13 protein-coding genes and 1 tRNA gene are annotated in these 18,398 nt (G+C 60.0%); 5 read left to right on the top strand and 9 right to left on the bottom strand.

The window, feature by feature from the left end:
* Positions 1-116 precede the first annotated feature (116 nt).
* The 3 genes from FHT84_RS06700 to FHT84_RS06690 form a co-directional block, all read right to left on the bottom strand.
* Positions 117-4,301 carry a translocation/assembly module TamB domain-containing protein gene (locus tag FHT84_RS06700; protein ID WP_183761475.1) on the bottom strand — a complete coding sequence of 1,395 codons (4,185 nt, stop codon included), beginning with the start codon at positions 4,299-4,301 and terminating at the stop codon, positions 117-119.
* Between the two features lie 65 nt (positions 4,302-4,366).
* Entirely contained in the window at positions 4,367-6,292 is a 1,926-nt protein-coding gene (locus tag FHT84_RS06695; RefSeq protein ID WP_183761473.1) for an autotransporter assembly complex family protein, read from the bottom strand.
* 319 nt (positions 6,293-6,611) lie between these two features.
* Complete coding sequence (locus FHT84_RS06690; protein ID WP_069612891.1) at positions 6,612-6,911, bottom strand: glycine zipper domain-containing protein; 300 nt, start codon at positions 6,909-6,911, stop codon at positions 6,612-6,614.
* 294 nt (positions 6,912-7,205) lie between these two features.
* On the opposite strand from FHT84_RS06690, the gene FHT84_RS06685 reads away from it, so the two are divergent.
* From FHT84_RS06685 to hemA, 4 genes are all read left to right on the top strand, one after another.
* Positions 7,206-7,694, top strand: a complete 489-nt coding sequence (locus FHT84_RS06685) for a (2Fe-2S)-binding protein (RefSeq protein WP_112341330.1) — start codon at positions 7,206-7,208, stop codon at positions 7,692-7,694.
* An 84-nt stretch (positions 7,695-7,778) separates the two neighbouring features.
* A complete protein-coding gene (locus FHT84_RS06680; RefSeq protein WP_112341329.1) occupies positions 7,779-10,124 on the top strand; it encodes a xanthine dehydrogenase family protein molybdopterin-binding subunit in 2,346 nt (781 codons plus the stop codon).
* 14 nt (positions 10,125-10,138) lie between these two features.
* Positions 10,139-10,933, top strand: a complete 795-nt coding sequence (locus FHT84_RS06675) for a xanthine dehydrogenase family protein subunit M (RefSeq protein WP_112341328.1) — start codon at positions 10,139-10,141, stop codon at positions 10,931-10,933.
* 218 nt (positions 10,934-11,151) lie between these two features.
* The gene (hemA, locus tag FHT84_RS06670) at positions 11,152-12,363 is read left to right on the top strand and encodes a 5-aminolevulinate synthase (protein WP_183761470.1); all 1,212 of its coding nucleotides are present in this window, start codon (positions 11,152-11,154) and stop codon (positions 12,361-12,363) included.
* A gap of 105 nt (positions 12,364-12,468) precedes the next feature.
* On the opposite strand, the gene dxr is transcribed toward hemA, so the two are convergent.
* Positions 12,469-13,662, bottom strand: a complete 1,194-nt coding sequence (dxr, locus tag FHT84_RS06665) for a 1-deoxy-D-xylulose-5-phosphate reductoisomerase (RefSeq protein WP_183761467.1) — start codon at positions 13,660-13,662, stop codon at positions 12,469-12,471.
* Between the two features lie 199 nt (positions 13,663-13,861).
* On the opposite strand from dxr, the gene FHT84_RS06660 reads away from it, so the two are divergent.
* Complete coding sequence (locus FHT84_RS06660) at positions 13,862-14,128, top strand: BON domain-containing protein (protein WP_169645124.1); 267 nt, start codon at positions 13,862-13,864, stop codon at positions 14,126-14,128.
* A 269-nt stretch (positions 14,129-14,397) separates the two neighbouring features.
* On the opposite strand, the gene FHT84_RS06655 is transcribed toward FHT84_RS06660, so the two are convergent.
* From FHT84_RS06655 to FHT84_RS06635, 5 genes are all read right to left on the bottom strand, one after another.
* Complete coding sequence (locus tag FHT84_RS06655) at positions 14,398-14,652, bottom strand: hypothetical protein (RefSeq protein ID WP_183761464.1); 255 nt, start codon at positions 14,650-14,652, stop codon at positions 14,398-14,400.
* A gap of 109 nt (positions 14,653-14,761) precedes the next feature.
* The gene (locus FHT84_RS06650) at positions 14,762-15,367 is read right to left on the bottom strand and encodes a hypothetical protein (RefSeq protein ID WP_183761461.1); all 606 of its coding nucleotides are present in this window, start codon (positions 15,365-15,367) and stop codon (positions 14,762-14,764) included.
* Positions 15,368-15,615: 248 nt separating this feature from the next.
* A complete protein-coding gene (locus FHT84_RS06645) occupies positions 15,616-16,620 on the bottom strand; it encodes a hypothetical protein (protein ID WP_183761458.1) in 1,005 nt (334 codons plus the stop codon).
* Positions 16,621-16,846: 226 nt separating this feature from the next.
* Positions 16,847-16,923, bottom strand: a tRNA-Arg gene (locus FHT84_RS06640).
* Positions 16,924-17,045: 122 nt separating this feature from the next.
* On the bottom strand, positions 17,046-18,206 hold the full coding sequence (locus FHT84_RS06635) for a M20 aminoacylase family protein (RefSeq protein WP_183761455.1): 1,161 nt from the start codon (positions 18,204-18,206) through the stop codon (positions 17,046-17,048).
* Positions 18,207-18,398: the final 192 nt, after the last annotated feature.

The raw sequence follows: 18,398 nt of genomic DNA, 5'->3' as shown, positions 1-18,398 counted from the left end.
TCCGATTGCACAGAATGACCAGCATATGGACGATCTGAATGCGATCTCGGCTCCTTCGATGAGATGCTACGCCGGATCAGGCTCCTCACGGCATCAACAGATGCCGCGCGGTCGCCTCAATATTCATGCTCGTAGACGACACCGGCTTCTCCGGCGCCGTCCGATCCTGCCGCGCCGCGCAGCTTCACGCCGCGTCCGACGTTGAAATTGATGATGGCCTTGGTGTTGTTGGAGGCGCCCTGCTGCAGTTCGATATAGGTGCGCTTGTTGATATATTTGCCGGCGCCCACCTGCGCCTGGCCGTTCGCATCGGTCGAGATATCGAGATCGTCGACGCCGAGATGGCTGCGCAACCCCTCGAACAGCGATGAGGAGCGTCCGCCGGCGAGCTGGCTTGCGGCATCGGCAAGCTGGGCGATCTGCATGGCCGATAGTTTCGACATGGACTGGCCGAAGATCAGCTGCGCCAGCACCTCGTCCTGCGGCAGCGCCGGCGAGGAGGAAAAGCTGATTTGCGGATCGGTCGCGAGACCGGTGACATCGACGGTGATGGTGGTTGAGCTTACCGTCGAGGTCGCCTCCATGTTGAGCGCGGGAGTCAGGTCGCCGCCGAAGGTGATCTTGCTGGTATCCGTGAAGTCCAGCCGGCGGCTGAGGACGGTCAGACGACCGCGCCGCATGGTGAAGCCGCCGGATACCACAGGCTCCGCCGCCGTGCCGCGCACGGTGATGCTGCCGCCGAGTTCGGCGTCGATGCCGCGGCCGCGCACGAAGATCTGCGAGGGTGCATCGAGTTGCAGGTCGATGCCGAGGGTGGTCGATTTGCTGCGCGGTCCCTCCGGCTTCTGATCCTTGAACTGAGCGTTGACCGCAGCCGGGGCATTCTTGTGCTTGATGTTGATCTCGGAGAGCGATGCCGGCAGCTTTTCAGGCACCGTGATCGACGCCTTGTTGATCCTCAGATTGCCCGTCAGCATCGGTGCGGTCAGCAGCGGACCCTTGACGCCGAGCGTGCCATTGATGGTCGCGGCCACCAGCGTCCCGTCGACATAGGTCGCGTTGTTGAACTTCATCTGGATATCGGCCGGGAAACCGCTATCCGGGGCAATCCCCACCGTGCCGCTGCCTGAAATGCTGCCGCCGCTCGTCAGGTTGCCGCTGAGCCGCGAGATAACGGCCTGCTTGCCGTCGAGGCTCACTGTGACAGCAAGGCCGTTGAGGGTCAGGTTCCGGCGGACATCGACCAGCTTGGCACCGTCGGCGGTAATCGTGCCGGTGACGGCCGGTGCTGCCGTCGTGCCGCCGATCTGCATGTCGATCTTCGCCGTTCCCGTCATGACCAGGCCCTGGGCGGCGAGCTGGCCGGCAAGTGCATCGAAAGGCACATTGCCGGAAAACTTCAGCGCCATCGCCTTGCTGCCGGCAATGGCGACAGTGCCGCCGCCGTTGAGTGCGAGGCCGCTCTGGCCGGTCAGGTTGGTATTGATGGTCACGACATTGTCGGCGAATTTGCCGTCCGCCTTGATGCCGAGTGCGGCGAGGCCGGCGGATTTCGTCTGGCTCGTCGCCGCGCCCGACCAGTTTGTCTGGAACACGACGGCAGGCGAGGTCGCCTTGCCGGTGACCGCCACGGTGCCGGAAATGACACCTTCTGCCGCAAGGGTAGGCGCGAAGACATTGGCAAGGCTCGCCGGCAGGTTGGCGATCTTGGCATTGATGTTCAGTGTCTGACCGGCGGTGCCGTCGACGGTCACCGAGCCGCCGCCCGTCTGAAGGGCCAGACCGTTCAGCGATGCGATCCCATCCTTGATGACGATCTTGGTCGGCGATGCCAGCTTCACCGGTATGGTGCGCGGGGCGCCGGCAAAGGAGTCGAGGTTCACCGTCGTCTGGTCGCCAGACGTCTCGACGCTGCCACGCGTCGTCAGCGGCGCGTTATCGTATGTGGATTTCAGATCGAAGTCCGTGCGGCTGCCCTGCTGGGTGAAGGTCAGGCCGAGACCGGTGATGCGGTTGGCGCCGGAGGCAATGGTATCCGCCCGGATGCTGCCATTGGCGGAGAAGGCCTTGAGGTCGTCGACGGTGAGCACGACAGCCGGCTTGGCGATGACGAGATCGTCACGGCGGATGCCATTGCCGCTGGCGTTGATCTTCAGGCCGGTCTTTCCATGGGCGCTGGCGATATCGAGCGAGCCCTTGAGATCACCCTCGGCCTTCTGTCCGGCGAGGGCTGCAAGGAGGCTCAGATCCGGCAGATCGAATGTCAGCGCGCCGGACGGTTCGAAGCTCGGCGACAGATCCAGCTTGCCTTGCAGCCTGTTCGTACCGATCTCGGCCGATAGCGACGGGATGCTGGTGCGGCCGTCCTTTGAAACGGCGTCGGCGGCGATACGGATCGGCTTGCCGTCGATAGCCCCATTTGCCTGGATGTTTGCCTGTGGGGCCTTGGGATCGGCGGTGCCGGTCACGCCGATATCAAGCGTATCGAGCAGCCGTCCCGCCAGTTTCACGTTGACGGCCTTGACGGTCGCGTCAATGCCGAGAGCGGTCAGCGCTCCCCTGGCCTTGAGGCCGAAATCGGCCTGTCCTTCGGCGTTTGGAACGAGCTTGGAAAGGTCGAGCAGCTTGCCCGCCAGATCCGAGGTCAGCGACTGGTCGTTGAGCGCGAGATTGCCGTTGATCTCGGCAACATTGGATTTCACCGCAAGGTTGGAGAGCGTCATCTTGGTCGGCACCGTGCCGGCGACCTGGCCCTCCAGCGAAATCGTGCCCTCGAACTTATCCGAGACGCCGTCGGGCAGCACGCCGGGCAGGGCGAAGAGCTTGAAATTGCCCGTCAGCGCCTTCGAAGACAGCGTATATTTGCCGTTGACGGTGCCGCCGATGCTGGCGCTTTCCAACGTCGTATTGTTGAAGCCGATCGTGTCGGGCGAGAGCTGCAGAGGCGCGGTCAGCGCGATCGGCGCCCGGATCAGACGGTTGAGATCGGCACTGAGGAAGGCGGTCTGGCCGACGACCAGGCGGAGCTGCAGCGGGCCGGACATGGAGGCCAGATTGAAAGCGTCGCTTCTGGCGCTGAGATTGACCTGACCGATCTGCCCCTGCGGCGTGCTGGCGCTGTCGAGAGCCGCCTTCGCATCGATCTTCACCGACTGCGCCGCGCCCGTCAGCGCGATATCGACGCGGGAAATCAGCGCGCGCACTTCGCCGTCTTCCATCGGCCAGCGGAAGTCGACGGGGCCGGAAGTGCCGAGCAGATTGGCATTGAGGCTGTTGTTGCCGTTGGGATCCAGCGTGCCGGATGCGGCAAGCACCACGCTGCCGGTAGCAAGATTGCCGGTCTGGATATCGATCTTGCCCTTGCCGTCGAAGGTTGCCGAGAGATCGATGGTGGTCTGTCCGGCAAAGAGCGGCCGCATGGTCGGCGGGAGCAGCGAGTCGACGTCGCCGCCACCCTTGACGTCGATATGATGCAGGCCGTCGGCCGAGAGGCTGTGATGGCCGTTGATGGCGACCGTCGGCTTGCCGTCCAGCGCTGCCTGCAGCTTGCCGGCCCAGTTGGAGAGGGGGCCATCGCCCGAAAGATCAATGTTGATCGCCGGGCCGCCCGGCAGATGCAGGAGGCCCGCCAGCATGCCGTCGCGCGGCTCGGAGATCTGCGTCTTCAGCTTCAGCTGGTTCTCCGCCGGCGCAAAGGCGATATCGGCGGAAAGCCTGGCGTCGGGCACATCATGGCGGCTGGCATTCAGCATGAGACCCATGCTGTTGCTGTTTGCCTTGACGCTGCCATCGGCGGCCAGAACGAAATCCTGTCCGGCGACCGCCTGGCCAACGCGAAGATCGGGCAGCGCGATTGCGTCGATATTGACGGCGATCGGCAGCGAAAACCCGCTGCTGCCTGCCGTTTGCGTTTCCTGCGCGGGGGCTGCCGTCGAAACCGGCAGACGCTGGAAATCGACGACATCGGCGGCGATACGATCGACGTGGAACGTGCCTGTCAGCAAGGACAGCGGGGACCAATCCACGGTAAGGTTCTGGACCTTGGCATAAACGCCTTTCGTGTCTGCCACCGTAATGGCACCAACCCTCAGGTTTCCGTCGAGCAGCCCGGAAGGCGCTGCGATGGTAATGGTGCGGTCGGGTGTCGAGGCGAGCTTTGCCACCTGGTCGACGGCATAGGTCGTTGCGGAGGGGACGAGGCCGACGATGAGCACAGCCGCGATCACGAGCAAAAGGATCGCCACGACCGCGTAAGCGATCCAGCGTACCAATCTCCCGAGGATTCGAATCAATATGCTCATGAAAGCGACAGTAACCTCAATTTTGTAACCGTGTGCTGAAACGTCCGCGACAACTATACGGCTTGTCAGAAGGCCTGACCGATGCCGGCATAGATGCCATAAGATGTGCCATTGTCATATTTCTTCAATGGAACGGCGACATCGAGTCTGATCGGACCGAAGGGCGTAGCGTAGCGCAGGCCGACGCCAGCGCCAATGCGCAGATCGGAAAAGTCCGGGAAGCTGGTGTCGGTAACGCTTCCCATGTCGACAAAGGGTACGACGCCGATCGTATCGGTGATCTTCACGCGGGCTTCGAAAGAGGCGGTCACATAGGAGCGTCCGCCCGTTTCGTCACCATTGGAATTATAGGGTGAGATCTCCTGATAGCCGTAGCCGCGCACCGAGCCGCCGCCGCCGGCATAGAAGCGCCGTGTGGCCGGAATATCCTCGATATTGTTCGCGCCCAGCAGCGAGCCGGCTGCAAGCTTGCCGGCAAAGACGACGTTGTCGTTGGCGCCGATGCCCTTGTAGCCGGTGATGGAACCCTCGAACGAGCTGAAGATCGTGCCGCCCATCGCTTCATAGCTCGGCTTGGCGCCGACAGACGCGCGATAACCCTCCGTCGGGTCCAGCTTGTTGTCGCGCGTGTCGCGTACGTATTCGAGCGGGATCGCGACCGTCAGATAGTTGTGTTTTCCGAAGGCGTCGGTGGTATCCGATTCATAGGAGATCTCGCCGCCGGCGGAGACGGTATCCTGATCGTTGATTTCATAAGCAAGGCTGCCGCTTGCCGTCGCCGTATTGGCGTCGTAGGCGTCCGGATGCAGGCTCTGCAGCTTGAGGCCGGCCGTGAAGGTCGCCGAAGGATAGAAGGTGGCGGGTCTGACATAGGTGATGCCGGCCGTGTAATCGAACTGGCCCACATCGGTCGTCTCGCCGATGCGGGAGATGGAGCCCTCGATGCGCAGCGAATCCGCGCGGCCGGTCAGGTTGCGGTGTCCCCAATAGCCCTGCAGGCCGAAACCGTCGATGGTGGAATATTGTGCGCCAACGCCGAAGAAGCGCTGCTTGCCTTCCGAGACTTCAATAGTCGTCGGGATGCTGCCATCCGGCGCGAGCTTGTCTGCCTCGCGAATGGTGACGCTGGAAAAGACGCCGAGTTTTCTCAAACGGTCCGACGCCTTCTTCAATTCGTCGGGAGAGTAAGGCTTGCCTTCATTGATGCGGGCGTAGCGCTTGATGAAATCCGGGTCGACCGATTTCTGGCCAGTAACGCCGACATTGCCGAAGGGAGCGACGGGGCCGCTTTCGACCTTCAGCGATACGTCGACGGTGTCGGTCGCATGGTCGGCGATGACGTCGCGCTTGTCGAGTCTGGCGAGCGGATGTCCCTCGTTCTTGAAATCGGCGACCATCTTGTCGCCGGCCTTCAGGATCGTCAGAGAGCCTGCATCGCCGCCGCGCACGAGCCCGTAATTCGCCGGGTCCAGCCTGGCGGCGTCGCCCTGAAGGCTTACTCTGCCGAGTTTGAAGACCGGGCCCGGATCGATGGCGATGGTCACCGCGACCGGCTTGGCGCGGCTGAAGGTCGGCGTCGGTGGCAGTGCATCGAGCGGGGTGCCGTTGATGGTGATGGTAACCACGCCGCCGTAGCGAGCCTTTTCATAGAGGACGGCGATCAGCCGGTCGCGATCGTCACGCGCCTTTACGACGACGCCGAGATCGCCGGATACGGGCTTCTTCTCGTCGGCAATCAGCATCGAACTGTCGTTCAACGCGTCCTTCAGATCCTTGTCGAGATTGTCGGCCTTGAAATCGACCGTGTAGCGAACGGGATCGGAAACCTGGTCCGCCGTTTCGTCCTCTCCCCAGAGCTTTATCCCAAAGAGTTTAAATGCAAAGGCATTTCCGGCACATATTGGACCGAGCGCAAGCACTGCCGCAACCGCTGCCACGGTTCCTGCCCGCCGATACGCAATACTCTTCCTCGGTTCAGTTCTTTTATGCATACGCCGCTTTACGGTTACATGAGAACTTACTCAGTTTGACGTTTCCCGGGAGTTAACGCGCGGCCACCATAGAGGCAAAAATCTCTCAGGTGTACCTTTTTGAAGTAAAAACGTGGAAAATATGCCCATTATTTGGGTGAAACGCTGATGTTTCCGCCAGATTTCCATATATTCGAGCGGTCTGAAAAATAGTTTCCAAGGGGTGTCCCGGCCATGTGGCAGGCGGGTTTGGGGTCGGTGTCACAACCTTTTATCGGCCGGAATCAAAAAGTCCCGGACTTGCGGTCCGGGACTTTCGAAAACGCCGTACTGGGATCGATCAGTAGCCGCCGTAACCGCCGCCGTAGCCACCGCGATAGCCGCCGCGCGGGCAATCGTCGATGTAGCGGCGACCATAGCGGTCGCGGTAGTAGCACTGGCCGGGTTGCTCCTGGACGCTGCCGATAACGGCGCCGGAGACGCCGCCGATGGCCGCGCCGACCGCCGCACCGCGGACGTTGCCGGTGACTGCGCCGCCGATGATGGCGCCGGATGCTGCACCGATGCCTGCGCCCTGTTCGGTCGGCGTGCAGCTTGCGATAGACAAGCCGACCAATGCGAGCATAAGAACTTTCTTCATTGACTCTCTCCAACGTTAGTTAAGCCGAACCCCGGCCAACGTCGTCCCATTCTTCAGCTCCACCACGATGGGCTGTCTTTCAGTCCTGCAATGATGAAAAATATCGTGCAAAATATGATTGTCCATTGGCTGCCAATAGTTTTTTTGTTGCCGAACATAGGCCGCTTCGTATCCGGAGAATAAAACGACGGCGCGAAGCAGAAAATCCGCGACTGCTCTAAAGTAGAGGTTGATTGGACTGCAAAAAAGTCAAATGATGCCGCTTGCCTCTGGAGGAGAGGCGAGGAGGAAAATATGGCAAAGGTGACTTTGACGGTGAACGGCCGTTCGGTCAGCGGCGAGTGCGAGGATCGTACGCTGCTTGTCCATTTCATCAGGGAAAAACTCGGCCTGACCGGAACCCATGTCGGCTGCGATACCAGTCAGTGCGGCGCCTGTGTCATCCACATGGATGGCAAGTCGGTGAAGAGCTGTTCGATCCTGGCCGTTCAGGCTTCCGGCTCCAAGATCACAACCATCGAGGGTCTGGCCGCCAATGGCGAGCTGCACCCGGTCCAGGCCGCCTTCAAGGAGCATCATGGCCTGCAATGCGGCTTCTGCACCCCGGGCATGGTGATGGCATCGGTCGACATGATCAATCGTCACGGCGGCAAGCTGGACGAAAAGACCGTTCGCAGCGAACTCGAGGGCAATATCTGTCGATGCACCGGCTATCACAACATCGTCAAGGCGGTGCTTGCAGCCAATGCCGAGATGAATGCCGCCAAGCAGGCGGCTGAATAGAGTTTCACCGAGACCGTCTGGCAGAGCGCCGATGATCGTCGTCTTGGCGTGATGCCAGGCCCGCAACCCCGATGGGAGGATGTGATGGGCGTGGAAGGCATTGGTGCGCGCGTGGCGCGCAAGGAAGACAAGCGATTTCTGACGGGCAAGGGGCGCTACACCGACGACATGGTGACGCCGGGCATGAAATATGCCTATTTCGTCCGCAGCCCGCATGCGCATGCAAAGATCAAAAGCATCGATACGACCGCGGCTTTGGCCATGCCTGGCGTGATCGGCGTGTTCGACGGCAAGCAATTGCTTGATGATGGTATCGGCAACCTGATCTGTGGCTGGATGATCCATTCCAAGGACGGGTCGCCGATGAAGATGGGCGCCTGGCGTCCCCTGGCGGCCGATACGGTGCGCTATGTCGGCGACGCGGTTGCCATCGTCGTTGCCGACAGTCTCGGCGAGGCGCGCGATGCCGCGGAGGCCGTGGCGGTCGATTACGAGGAGCTGCCCGCCGTCGTCGAGGCGGTGGATGCGCTGAAAGCGGGCGCGCCGCAAATCCATCCGGAAGCGCCCGATAACCTGATCTTCGACTGGGAACTGGGCGATGCGGCGGCGACCGACAAGGCGATTGCCGAGGCAACCCATGTCACCGAGATCGAGATCCACAACAACCGGCTTTCGCCGAATGCCATGGAGCCGCGCGCCACGCTCGGCATCTACGATGCGGCCGAAGACCATTATACCTGCTACACGACGAGCCAGAACCCGCATGTGGCGCGGCTGGTCATGAGCGCCTTCTACAATGTCGCCCCCGAAAACAAGCTGCGTGTCATCGCGCCCGACGTCGGCGGCGGCTTCGGCTCGAAGATCTACATCTACCCGGAGGAAATCGTCTGCCTCTGGGCATCGAAGAAGACCGGCGTGCCGGTGAAATGGACGGCCGACCGCACGGAAGCTTTCCTGACCGACGCCCATGGCCGGGATCATGTCTCCAAGGTCAAGATGGCCTTCGATGCGCAGAACCGCATCACGGCGCTGAAGGTCGACACGATCGCCAATCTCGGCGCCTATATGTCGCTGTTCTCTTCGTGCGTGCCGACTTATCTTTATGCGACGCTGCTGTCAGGCCAGTATGCGATCCCGGCGATTCATGCCAATGTCCGCACGGTCTATACCAACACCGTGCCGGTCGATGCCTATCGCGGCGCGGGACGTCCGGAGGCGACCTATCTTCTGGAGCGTACGGTCGAAACGGCGGCGCGCGAACTCGGCGTCTCGCCGGCGGAATTGCGGCGGATCAATTTTGTCCGCACCTTCCCTCACCAGACGCCCGTCATCATGAACTACGATGCCGGCGACTACGAGGCCTCGCTCAATGCCGCCATGCAGCAAGCGGATTGGGATGGTTTTCCTTCGCGCAAGGCGAAGGCAGCCGCCCGCGGCATGAAGCGCGGCATCGGTATGAGCTGCTATATCGAGGCCTGCGGCCTTGCGCCGTCGCAGGCCGTCGGCGCGCTCGGTGCCGGCGTCGGCCTTTGGGAATCCGCCGAGGTGCGGGTGAACGCGGTCGGGACCATCGAAGTGCTCACGGGCTCGCACAGCCACGGGCAGGGACATGAGACCACCTTCGCGCAGCTCGTCGCCGACCGGCTCGGCGTGCCGATCGACAGCGTCTCCATCGTCCATGGCGATACCGACAAGGTGCAGATGGGCATGGGCACCTATGGCTCCCGCTCGGGCGCCGTCGGCATGTCCGCCGTCGTCAAGGCGCTCGACAAGGTGGAGGCGAAGGCGAAGAAGATCGCCGCGCATCTGATGGAGGCAGACGAAAGCGATATCGTCATCGAGAACGGCGAAGTGAAGGTGGCGGGCACCGACAAATCGCTGCCCTGGTTCCAGGTGGCGCTGGCGTCCTACACCGCGCATAACCTGCCCGCCGGCATGGAGCCGGGCCTGAAGGAAACCGCCTTCTACGATCCGGCGAACTTCACCTTCCCGGCCGGCTGCTACATCTGCGAGGTGGAGGTGGATCCGGAGACCGGCAAGACCGAGATCGTGCAGTTCGTCGCGGCCGACGACTTCGGCAACATCATCAATCCGATGATCGTCGAGGGGCAGGTGCATGGCGGCATCGCGCAGGGTATCGGCCAGGCGCTGCTGGAAGGCGTGCATTACGACGAGAGCGGCCAGCTTCTGACGGCAAGCTTCATGGACTACACCATGCCGCGCGCGGACGATCTGCCGTCCTTCCAGCTTTCGCACCAGAATACGCCGTGCCCGAACAATCCGCTGGGCGTGAAGGGATGCGGCGAGGCGGGCGCCATAGGCTCCCCGCCGGCGCTGATAAATGCCATCACCGATGCGATCGGCAACAACACGCTGACCATGCCGGCCACACCGCTCAAGGTGTGGGAAGCGGCACGGGCTGCTGGCTGAGAGGAGGACAGGACATGTACGCAACGAATTATCATCGCGCCTCCTCGGTCGACGAAGCCGTGAAGCTTCTGTCTGATGCCGACGAAGGCAAATACGTCTCCGGTGGCATGACGCTGATCGCGACCATGAAACAGCGTCTGGCATCGCCGAGCGATCTCGTCGATCTCAGGCATATCCCTTCGATCAAGGGAATCCGTGTCGATGGCCGCAGGGTCACGATCGGCGCGGCGACCACCCATGCGGAAGTTGCCTCTTCGGCAGCGATCCGCACGGTCTGTCCGGCGCTTTGCGATCTTGCCGGCATGATCGGCGATCCGCATGTCCGGCATATGGGCACGATCGGTGGGTCCATCGCCAACAATGATCCGGCCGCCGATTATCCGGCGGCTATGCTGGCGCTGAATGCCACCATCGTCACCGATCGCCGCCAGATCGCGGCCGACGACTTCTTTCGGGGCCTGTTCGAGACGGCGCTGGAAGGGGCGGAGCTTATCACCTCCATCGCCTTCGATGCGCCGGAGCGGGCAGGCTATGCCAAATTTCCCAATCCCGCCTCGCGCTATGCGTTGACGGGGGTCTTCGTCGCCAAGGGGGCAGGGGGCGTGCGCGTTGCCATTACCGGTGCCGGCGCGGACGGCGTGTTCCGCCATGCCGAACTGGAACAGGCGCTTGCGGTCCACTGGCTGCCGGACGCAGTTACCGGCGTGACAGTGGACCCATCGGCGCTGCTCTCCGACCTGCACGCCACGGCCGAATATCGCGCCAATCTGATCAAGGTCATGGCCAAGCGCGCCGTAGCTGCTGTCTAGATTCGCCATGAACAGGCCGGAGCGGCGGGGTTTACCCGCCGCTCCGGATAGAGTGTTTCCAGCACGGTTTCGATTGTCAATTTGACGTGAATGGTTATTCTTGTCTGGAATTATTCAAAATTAGTGGCCATTTGCCGCAGCGGGCGCGAAAGCAATGCGGAGGGGTTGACGTGTGAACCGGCATTCTCGAAAACGGTCGCACGGTACTGGAGCAGATGATGGATTTCGAAGCATTTTTTAAAGGCGAGCTGGAAGGTCTTCACAATGAAGGCCGCTACCGGGTCTTCGCAGATCTGGAACGCCGCCGTGGCAATTTCCCGCGCGCTGTCAGACATACCCCGAACGGCCCGCAGGAAGTGACCGTCTGGTGCTCCAACGACTATCTCGGCATGGGCCAACACCCCAAGGTGATTGAGGCGATGAAAGAAGCCATCGATCACTGTGGCGCGGGTGCGGGAGGCACCCGGAATATTTCTGGCACCAACCACTACCATGTTCTGCTCGAGCAGGAACTCGCCGATCTCCACGGCAAGGAATCCGCGCTGATCTTCACCTCGGGCTACATCTCCAACTGGGCGACGCTCGGCACGCTTGGCGCGCGCATTCCCGGTCTCATCATCTTCTCGGATGCGCTGAACCACGCTTCAATGATCGAAGGCATTCGCTATGCGAAGTGCGACAAGGTCATCTGGAAGCATAACGATCTCCACGATCTCGAAGCCAAGTTGAAGGCTGCCGATCCCAAGGCGCCGAAGCTGATCGCCTTCGAGAGCGTCTATTCCATGGATGGCGATATCGCCCCCATCAATGAAATCTGCGATCTCGCCGACAAGTACGGCGCGATGACCTATCTCGACGAAGTGCATGCCGTCGGTATGTACGGCCCGCGCGGCGGCGGTATTGCCGAGCGCGAGGGACTGATGGATCGCCTGACCGTCATCGAAGGCACGCTCGGCAAGGCATTCGGCGTTATGGGCGGTTACATCGCCGCTTCGACCGCACTCTGTGATTTCATCCGGTCGTTTGCCTCCGGCTTCATCTTCACGACCTCGCTGCCGCCGGCGCTGGCTGCGGGCGCCGTCGCCTCGATCCAGCACCTCAAGGTCAGCCAGTTCGAACGCATGCGCCATCAGGATCGCGTGCGCAGGCTGCGTGCGCAACTCGATGCGGCCGGCATTCCGCATATGCCGAACCCGAGCCACGTGGTTCCGGTCATGGTCGGCGATGCCGCCAAGTGCAAGTGGATTTCGGATCTGCTGCTCGACGCCGGCGTCTATGTGCAGCCGATCAATTATCCCACCGTGCCGAAGAAAACCGAGCGCTTGCGCATCACGCCGACGCCGCTGCATTCGGATGGCGATATCGAACAGCTGGTCGGTGCGCTGCACGCGCTCTGGTCTCGCTGTGCGCTCGCAAGGGCCGTTGCGTAAGGAAAGCTTCCTCTCAGAGCCCAGGGGTTTCTGCCAGAAATCGGAACGGCGGATGAGCCAGGCGTGCTGTTAAGCTGCCATAAATTGTAAGCGACTACTTACGCGTTACGCAGCCTTTTCCCGCTGGGCGACGAGCACGGCGGCACGGCTGCGCGCCTCGGCGTCGGCGGCAAAGACGGCATCCATGGTCTCGGCGCTGCCGGTCGCGATCATCTCGTCCATGACAGCCTCGGCGATATCGGCCATTTCCAGGAAGCCGATGCGGCCATCGACGAAGGCGTGGAAGGCGATCTCTTCGGCCGCATTCATGATGGCGCCCTGCAGGCCGCCGCGCTCCAGCGCCGTGCGGGCAAGGCGCAATGCCGGGAAGCGAACCTCGTCCGGCGCCTCGAAATCGAGCCTTGCAAGCTTGGCGAAGTCCAGCCGGTCGACGCTGAGCCTGGTGCGGGCGGGATAGGTCAGCGCGTAGCCAATGGCGGTGCGCATGTCGGGACAGCCGAGCTGCGCCAGAATGGAGCCGTCCGTATAGCCGACCATGGAATGAATGACGGATTGCGGGTGGACCACGACTTCGATCTGATCGGGCCGCACGTTGAACAGGTGCTTGGCCTCGATCATCTCCAGCGCCTTGTTGAACATGGAGGCGCTGCCGATGGAGATCTTGAAGCCCATCGACCAGTTGGGATGGGCGCGCGCGATCGCCGGCGTGACATTGGCCATCTGCTCGCGCGTCCAGGTGCGGAAGGGGCCGCCGGATGCTGTGAGGATGATGCGCTCCACCGCGTGCTGCTGGTCGTCTTCCAGTGCCTGGAAGATGGCGCTGTGTTCGCTGTCGACGGGGATCAGGCGGCCGCCGCCCTCGGCAACGGCGCGCACGAAGAGATCACCTGCCGAGACGAGACATTCCTTGTTGGCGAGCGCGATATCGGCGCCGCGGCGGGCGGCGGCCAGCGTCGGCGCAAGACCGGCGGTGCCGACGATCGCCGCCATGACCCATTCCGATTGCATGGAAGCAGCCTCGATCAAGGCGTTCTTGCCCGCGCCGACGGCAATGCCTGTCCCGGCGAGCGTATCCTTCAGCTCCTGATAGCGCTCTTCATTGGCCGTCACCGCGAAAGCGGCGCCGCAGGCCTTGGCCTGCTCGGCCAGCAGGCCGATATTGTCATGCCCGGTGATCGCGGCGATATCGAAGGCGTCACGTCCGCCAAGCTGGGCGATGACGTCGAGTGTATTCTGGCCGATGGAGCCGGTCGAACCCAATATCGTCAGGCGGCGACGCGCCTTGCTGCCGGTATTCATTCAGGTATCCGCATTTGCTGCTGTTCCCCCAAGGCTCTACAGGGGATTGCGTGGAGCGGCAAGTCCGCAGCCATGCAACCGCTCCTCTGCCAGCACCCGCGAAAAGCGAGCGTGCGAATTAGTCATATTTTTTTCGATCTCCATTGAACCAAATGCAAACTGCCGCGTTTTCCGACCACCTGAAGGCGGAGGACGATGAATGGTTTTCAAGGCGGCAACGTTTCATGGCATGGAGCTCTATCTGGAAAACGACCAGGCCAGGCGCTCGGCGCTGGAATCTGCGGTTGCCAATGCGCTCGCCGTTGCCGGCGGAATCGATGCTTCCGATGTCACCGTGATTGCTGCGGGTCAGGAAATCCGCCTGCACGGTTCGGTCGCGACTTCCCAGGAGGTGACGCGGGCAACCGCGGTCGCGGAATCCATTCCCGGGGTGCGGTTGGTGAGGAACAGGATTGCTGTAGGTTAAAGCGCCAACTTGAGTCCACGTTCGTCCTGCGCTCGGCAGGGGGCGGAGCCGCATTCCATCCTCGGGGGATACAATGCCGCTGCATGTTGCTCTTGTTATCTTCTAACGGATCTTCGGGTCAATATTGCGGTCACGTCGCCAATAACGGAGCGCTCGCGGTTTTACACACGCATTGATGCTAAAAGGCTTTTTCCGGCGCAAACGGCTGAGTTTTACAGCTAAGTACCTGAGCCATATGCATTAAGTCGAGCTTCCCAAGCTGATGCTCGTTATATGTCCTCGTCAGGATCAGGTTCTTGGTCTGGATGGTATGGTATTGAGTTAATGAAGGCAAAAAGCTCATCAAACGATGCTTTTCGCTCGCGCTCGCCGCTTAGCTTCAGAAAACGACCGGACGCTCCTAGATCAGAGCAGTTCAACCCTAGAAGCATAGCGGCTGCGTTGATCTCATCCGCTGACTTCTCAAAGGCAGGATTCTGATTTCCCAAATCAAAAATCTCAAATCGCATCGGCTTTGAAGACATTGCACCCTCCCGCATTCCCGGCTCAAAGTGCAATCTAGATACGAAGCCTCCTGCTTGCAACGCAACCAATGAAATGAGTTATCGCAGATAACAGCTGAACATGCTGCATTTAGTTTGGGGACATTCCAAATTCCAGAAGATCCCGGCCATATTGATTTAATGTATATGTTACGGTGGTGCCGCTCGGCACGCCTGCAACGTTTCCCCAATCTTCAGAAACTGCTCTTAAAAAGCCTGCGGTTTCTAAGGTCGCAGAGACATCTGGATTCTTTCCGATGCTCTCATGGCGAAATTCCCACAGCGATTTCAGATCGGGTGAATACACTCCGTTAACAAGCGAAGCTATTCGCTTTGCCGTCTCGAGCTTCAATTTCTTTTCTATCGCAGCCCTGAACAGTCGGCCAACTATTACAGGCTTCTCCAAGTCATCCATTTTGTCGATTAGGAATAGAATGTTAGTTCCAAATTCGTGGAGTTTATCATCGGACTTCAGATTTTCAACGAACGCTGCCATGTCCGCTTTTGAAGCCCTGTCCATCTCCTCGAAGATCAATTTCGTTTTTGATAGAAAAAGTTGATCGCGTATAGATCTATAGATCTTTGCTGACTTGAGTATAGGGCCAACTACAGGAATCAGTTCCGCGATATCTGAAGCGATATCGACTATGTCGCCAAAGAGGTCGACGACCTCATCTGATACATTTTCCTTACCCACTGCGTTCCTCAGATCAATAAAGAAGTTGCGCCGCCATAACCGGGCCGACATCCTGTAGCATTGCGTTCCGTTACTCAACAAACGAGACGCCAACCATAGGCTTGCTTACCTTCAGGGCGTCTGCAAACTTTCTGCAAAGTTGCGAAAACTAAGCTGAAAGATAAACATCCAACTGTTTGATAAACAAGCAGAAAATTCGGAAGAGTGTTTTTGATCCTCGACCCTTAGCAGGGGAGCGCCTTCGACCGCTAGGCAAAGCCGTCATCGACCTCTTGGGTTGGTGGTAGTAAGCCACCCCTCTTGAGTGGATCGAGTTGAGGCCGAATACTATGCCAATTACGGAGTAGCTTCGCGATGTACTTCTTTCCCTCAGGTCCCTTCGCTTCTTGAATCGCGGTATCGTCAAAGGGCATTCTCTGTCGCTTAGCGTAAGCTTCCTCTGCACCTTTTATTCCCCACTCAATAATTTCGGAGGCGCTAAGGAAGCCCCCCTTTTCCTCGGCCTGCGCTGTCATGGTTTCCGCCAATATCAATTGGCGCAGCGGCGGTGATGGATGGGGCCGTTGTGCATCGAGGTCGAAATTCACAGCCTTATCGAAAACACGGAAAAGCAGGTGGAGCGAAAATGCTGTCATTATTAGACTTGTCATGCCATGGCCAAAATCTTCCCAAGCGGGGTTCACAACCGGAAAAGGACACGAGAAAACGGTATAGTTAAAGACGTTTGTGGCGGCGAAGGCATCGGCATCGAACTCCAGCGTCTGCCGGTCGAGGTTGCCAAGAGTCCCATCAGGAAAGGCAGTCACCTCGTCCATTGTTGCGATCCCATGTCGCTCAACCAAGCTTGTGTGCCCATGCCATACATGCCCAAGTTCATGCATGAAGATGAAGTGCATCCCGCAACGATAAAGCCATGTCGCCGCTGCCGGCCGGTAAGGTTCGTCAATCCAAGTGAGGACTGGTAGGTCCAAAACATCATGGAAGAGGTCGCGAAGCGATTTCACTGCTTCCCAGCTAATCGCAATCACATCAGCGCCTTCGAAAATGGTGGCAAAAGCATTAACCTGATGCGAGTCGTAGAATCCGATCTCAATTTTGAGCCCTGGGTTCCGGCTCCTGCCATGCTCCTCATTGAGCCAATTGAAAAAACCGAGCGATTTGGACACCTCAACTTGATCAGTTGAATTTAACGCCCCTCGATCGAGTGGTTTTCGCCCGCGCGCTTCGCACATCCGTTCAAACAAACTATCCATCGAATTCCAACCTCAGAACTGGAACGAGCGCTGAGAGACAGCGCATCGGAATTTGTGGTGCGCAGCGCATATGCCATTCCCCTGCTTCGTCCAGCGCCCTTCATGTGCCAATCATGCGCCACCGAATCCTCGCCAACGTCGGAAAATCACTGTAAATGCTGGTAATTCTCGTAGACGGCTGGCACACGAAAATGGCGCCAAAACCGTTCTAAATTATTGAAATCTATGGTGATCTCGACGCGATTCGAACGCGTGACCCTCAGATTAGGAATCTGATGCTCTATCCTGCTGAGCTACGAGACCACTCGGCATGATCCATACAAAAGCCAAGGCCCGAAGCCAAGCCTTTTTGCGTCGTGGAGACAATCTGTCTTGAGCGGGCTCCGCGCAGCCTTAAAGACCACGCGGAGGTATCGAGGCAGGCCTCAGGCGTTGAGGCGCTGTTCGGCGAGCCGCACCCAGTAGGAAATGCCGTGGGCGATGGCTTCGTCGTTGAAGTCGTAGGCCGGATTGTGCAGGCCGGCGCTGTCGCCGTTGCCGACGAAGATGAAGGCGCCGGGACGGGCGAGCAGCATGTAGGAGAAATCCTCGCCGCCCATCATCGGGTCGATATTCGGGATGACATTGCCCGCGCCAGCGATTTCCTCGGCGACGGCGATTGCGTGATCGGTTTCGTCGGCATGGTTGAAGGTGACCGGGTAGTTGCGGTGGAATTCGATCTCGGCCTCTGCACCGTGGCTCGCGGCGATGCCGGAAACGATCTGCTTGAAGCGCCGTTCGGCGAGATCACGCATTTCGGGATCGAGGGTGCGCACCGTGCCGCCGAAGCTTGCATCGTTCGGGATGACGTTATGCGCGTTGCCGGCGTTGAACTTGGTGACGGAAACCACCACCGATTTCAGCGGGTCGGCGCTGCGCGAGGCGATGAGCTGCAGGTTGGAAACGATCTGGGCGCCGATGGCGATCGGATCGATCGTTTTATGCGGCATGGCCGCATGGCCGCCGAGCCCCTTGATGGAGACGGTGAATTCATCCGTCGCCGCCATGATCGGGCCCTTACGGATGGCGAAATGGCCGACGGGCAGGCCCGGCATGTTGTGCATGCCGTAGACCTCAGCGATCTCGAAGCGCTCCATCATGCCGTCCTTGACCATGGCGTCGCCGCCGGCGCCGCCTTCTTCGGCCGGCTGGAAGATGACGGCGATATTGCCGTTGAAGGTCCGGTTTTCGGCGAGGTATTTCGCAGCACCCAGCAGCATGGCGGTGTGGCCGTCATGGCCGCAGGCATGCATCTTCCCTGGTGTTTCTGAAGCATAGGGCTTGCCGGTGATCTCGGTCAGCGGCAGGGCGTCCATGTCGGCGCGCAGGCCGATCGTGCGGCCCGAAGCCTTGCCGCGGATCAGCCCGACGACGCCGGTGCGGCCGATGCCGGTCACAACTTCGTCAACGCCGAAGGCGCGCAGTTTCTCGGCCACGAAGGCGGCCGTATTTTCAACGGCATAGAGGAGTTCCGGATGTGCATGGATATGGCGGCGCCACTCGGTCACTTCGCCCTGGAGTTCTGCGGCCCTTTTCAAGATCGGCATGCTGATTTTCCTGCTGCTCAATATCGATTCTGGTTCAATTCACGGATCCGCCGCACGGCCCTGACCAGCTTATAGCGGCCTTTGCGGTGTGCTGACGGCAAATAAAGTCGTCAATCGCCTTTGCCTTCTCCTAGCCATATAGGTTAAATAGACGAAGCTTTCGAGAAAATTCCGGACTTCTGAAGGATAGAT

The sequence above is a fragment of the Rhizobium sp. BK289 genome, from assembly GCF_014193575.1.
Lineage (GTDB): Bacteria > Pseudomonadota > Alphaproteobacteria > Rhizobiales > Rhizobiaceae > Rhizobium > Rhizobium tropici_C.
This window is presented reverse-complemented; position numbering and strand designations above follow the sequence as displayed.

Coding starts and splice junctions, on each gene's coding strand:
- FHT84_RS06675 (WP_112341328.1), top strand. CDS start 10,139: ATGTACGCAACGAATTATCATCGCGCCTCCTCGGTCGACGAAGCCGTG.
- FHT84_RS06700 (WP_183761475.1), bottom strand. CDS start 4,301: ATGAGCATATTGATTCGAATCCTCGGGAGATTGGTACGCTGGATCGCT.
- hemA (WP_183761470.1), top strand. CDS start 11,152: ATGGATTTCGAAGCATTTTTTAAAGGCGAGCTGGAAGGTCTTCACAAT.
- FHT84_RS06635 (WP_183761455.1), bottom strand. CDS start 18,206: ATGCCGATCTTGAAAAGGGCCGCAGAACTCCAGGGCGAAGTGACCGAG.
- FHT84_RS06680 (WP_112341329.1), top strand. CDS start 7,779: ATGGGCGTGGAAGGCATTGGTGCGCGCGTGGCGCGCAAGGAAGACAAG.
- FHT84_RS06660 (WP_169645124.1), top strand. CDS start 13,862: ATGGTTTTCAAGGCGGCAACGTTTCATGGCATGGAGCTCTATCTGGAA.
- FHT84_RS06655 (WP_183761464.1), bottom strand. CDS start 14,652: ATGTCTTCAAAGCCGATGCGATTTGAGATTTTTGATTTGGGAAATCAG.
- FHT84_RS06685 (WP_112341330.1), top strand. CDS start 7,206: ATGGCAAAGGTGACTTTGACGGTGAACGGCCGTTCGGTCAGCGGCGAG.
- FHT84_RS06690 (WP_069612891.1), bottom strand. CDS start 6,911: ATGAAGAAAGTTCTTATGCTCGCATTGGTCGGCTTGTCTATCGCAAGC.
- FHT84_RS06645 (WP_183761458.1), bottom strand. CDS start 16,620: ATGGATAGTTTGTTTGAACGGATGTGCGAAGCGCGCGGGCGAAAACCA.
- dxr (WP_183761467.1), bottom strand. CDS start 13,662: ATGAATACCGGCAGCAAGGCGCGTCGCCGCCTGACGATATTGGGTTCG.
- FHT84_RS06695 (WP_183761473.1), bottom strand. CDS start 6,292: ATGCATAAAAGAACTGAACCGAGGAAGAGTATTGCGTATCGGCGGGCA.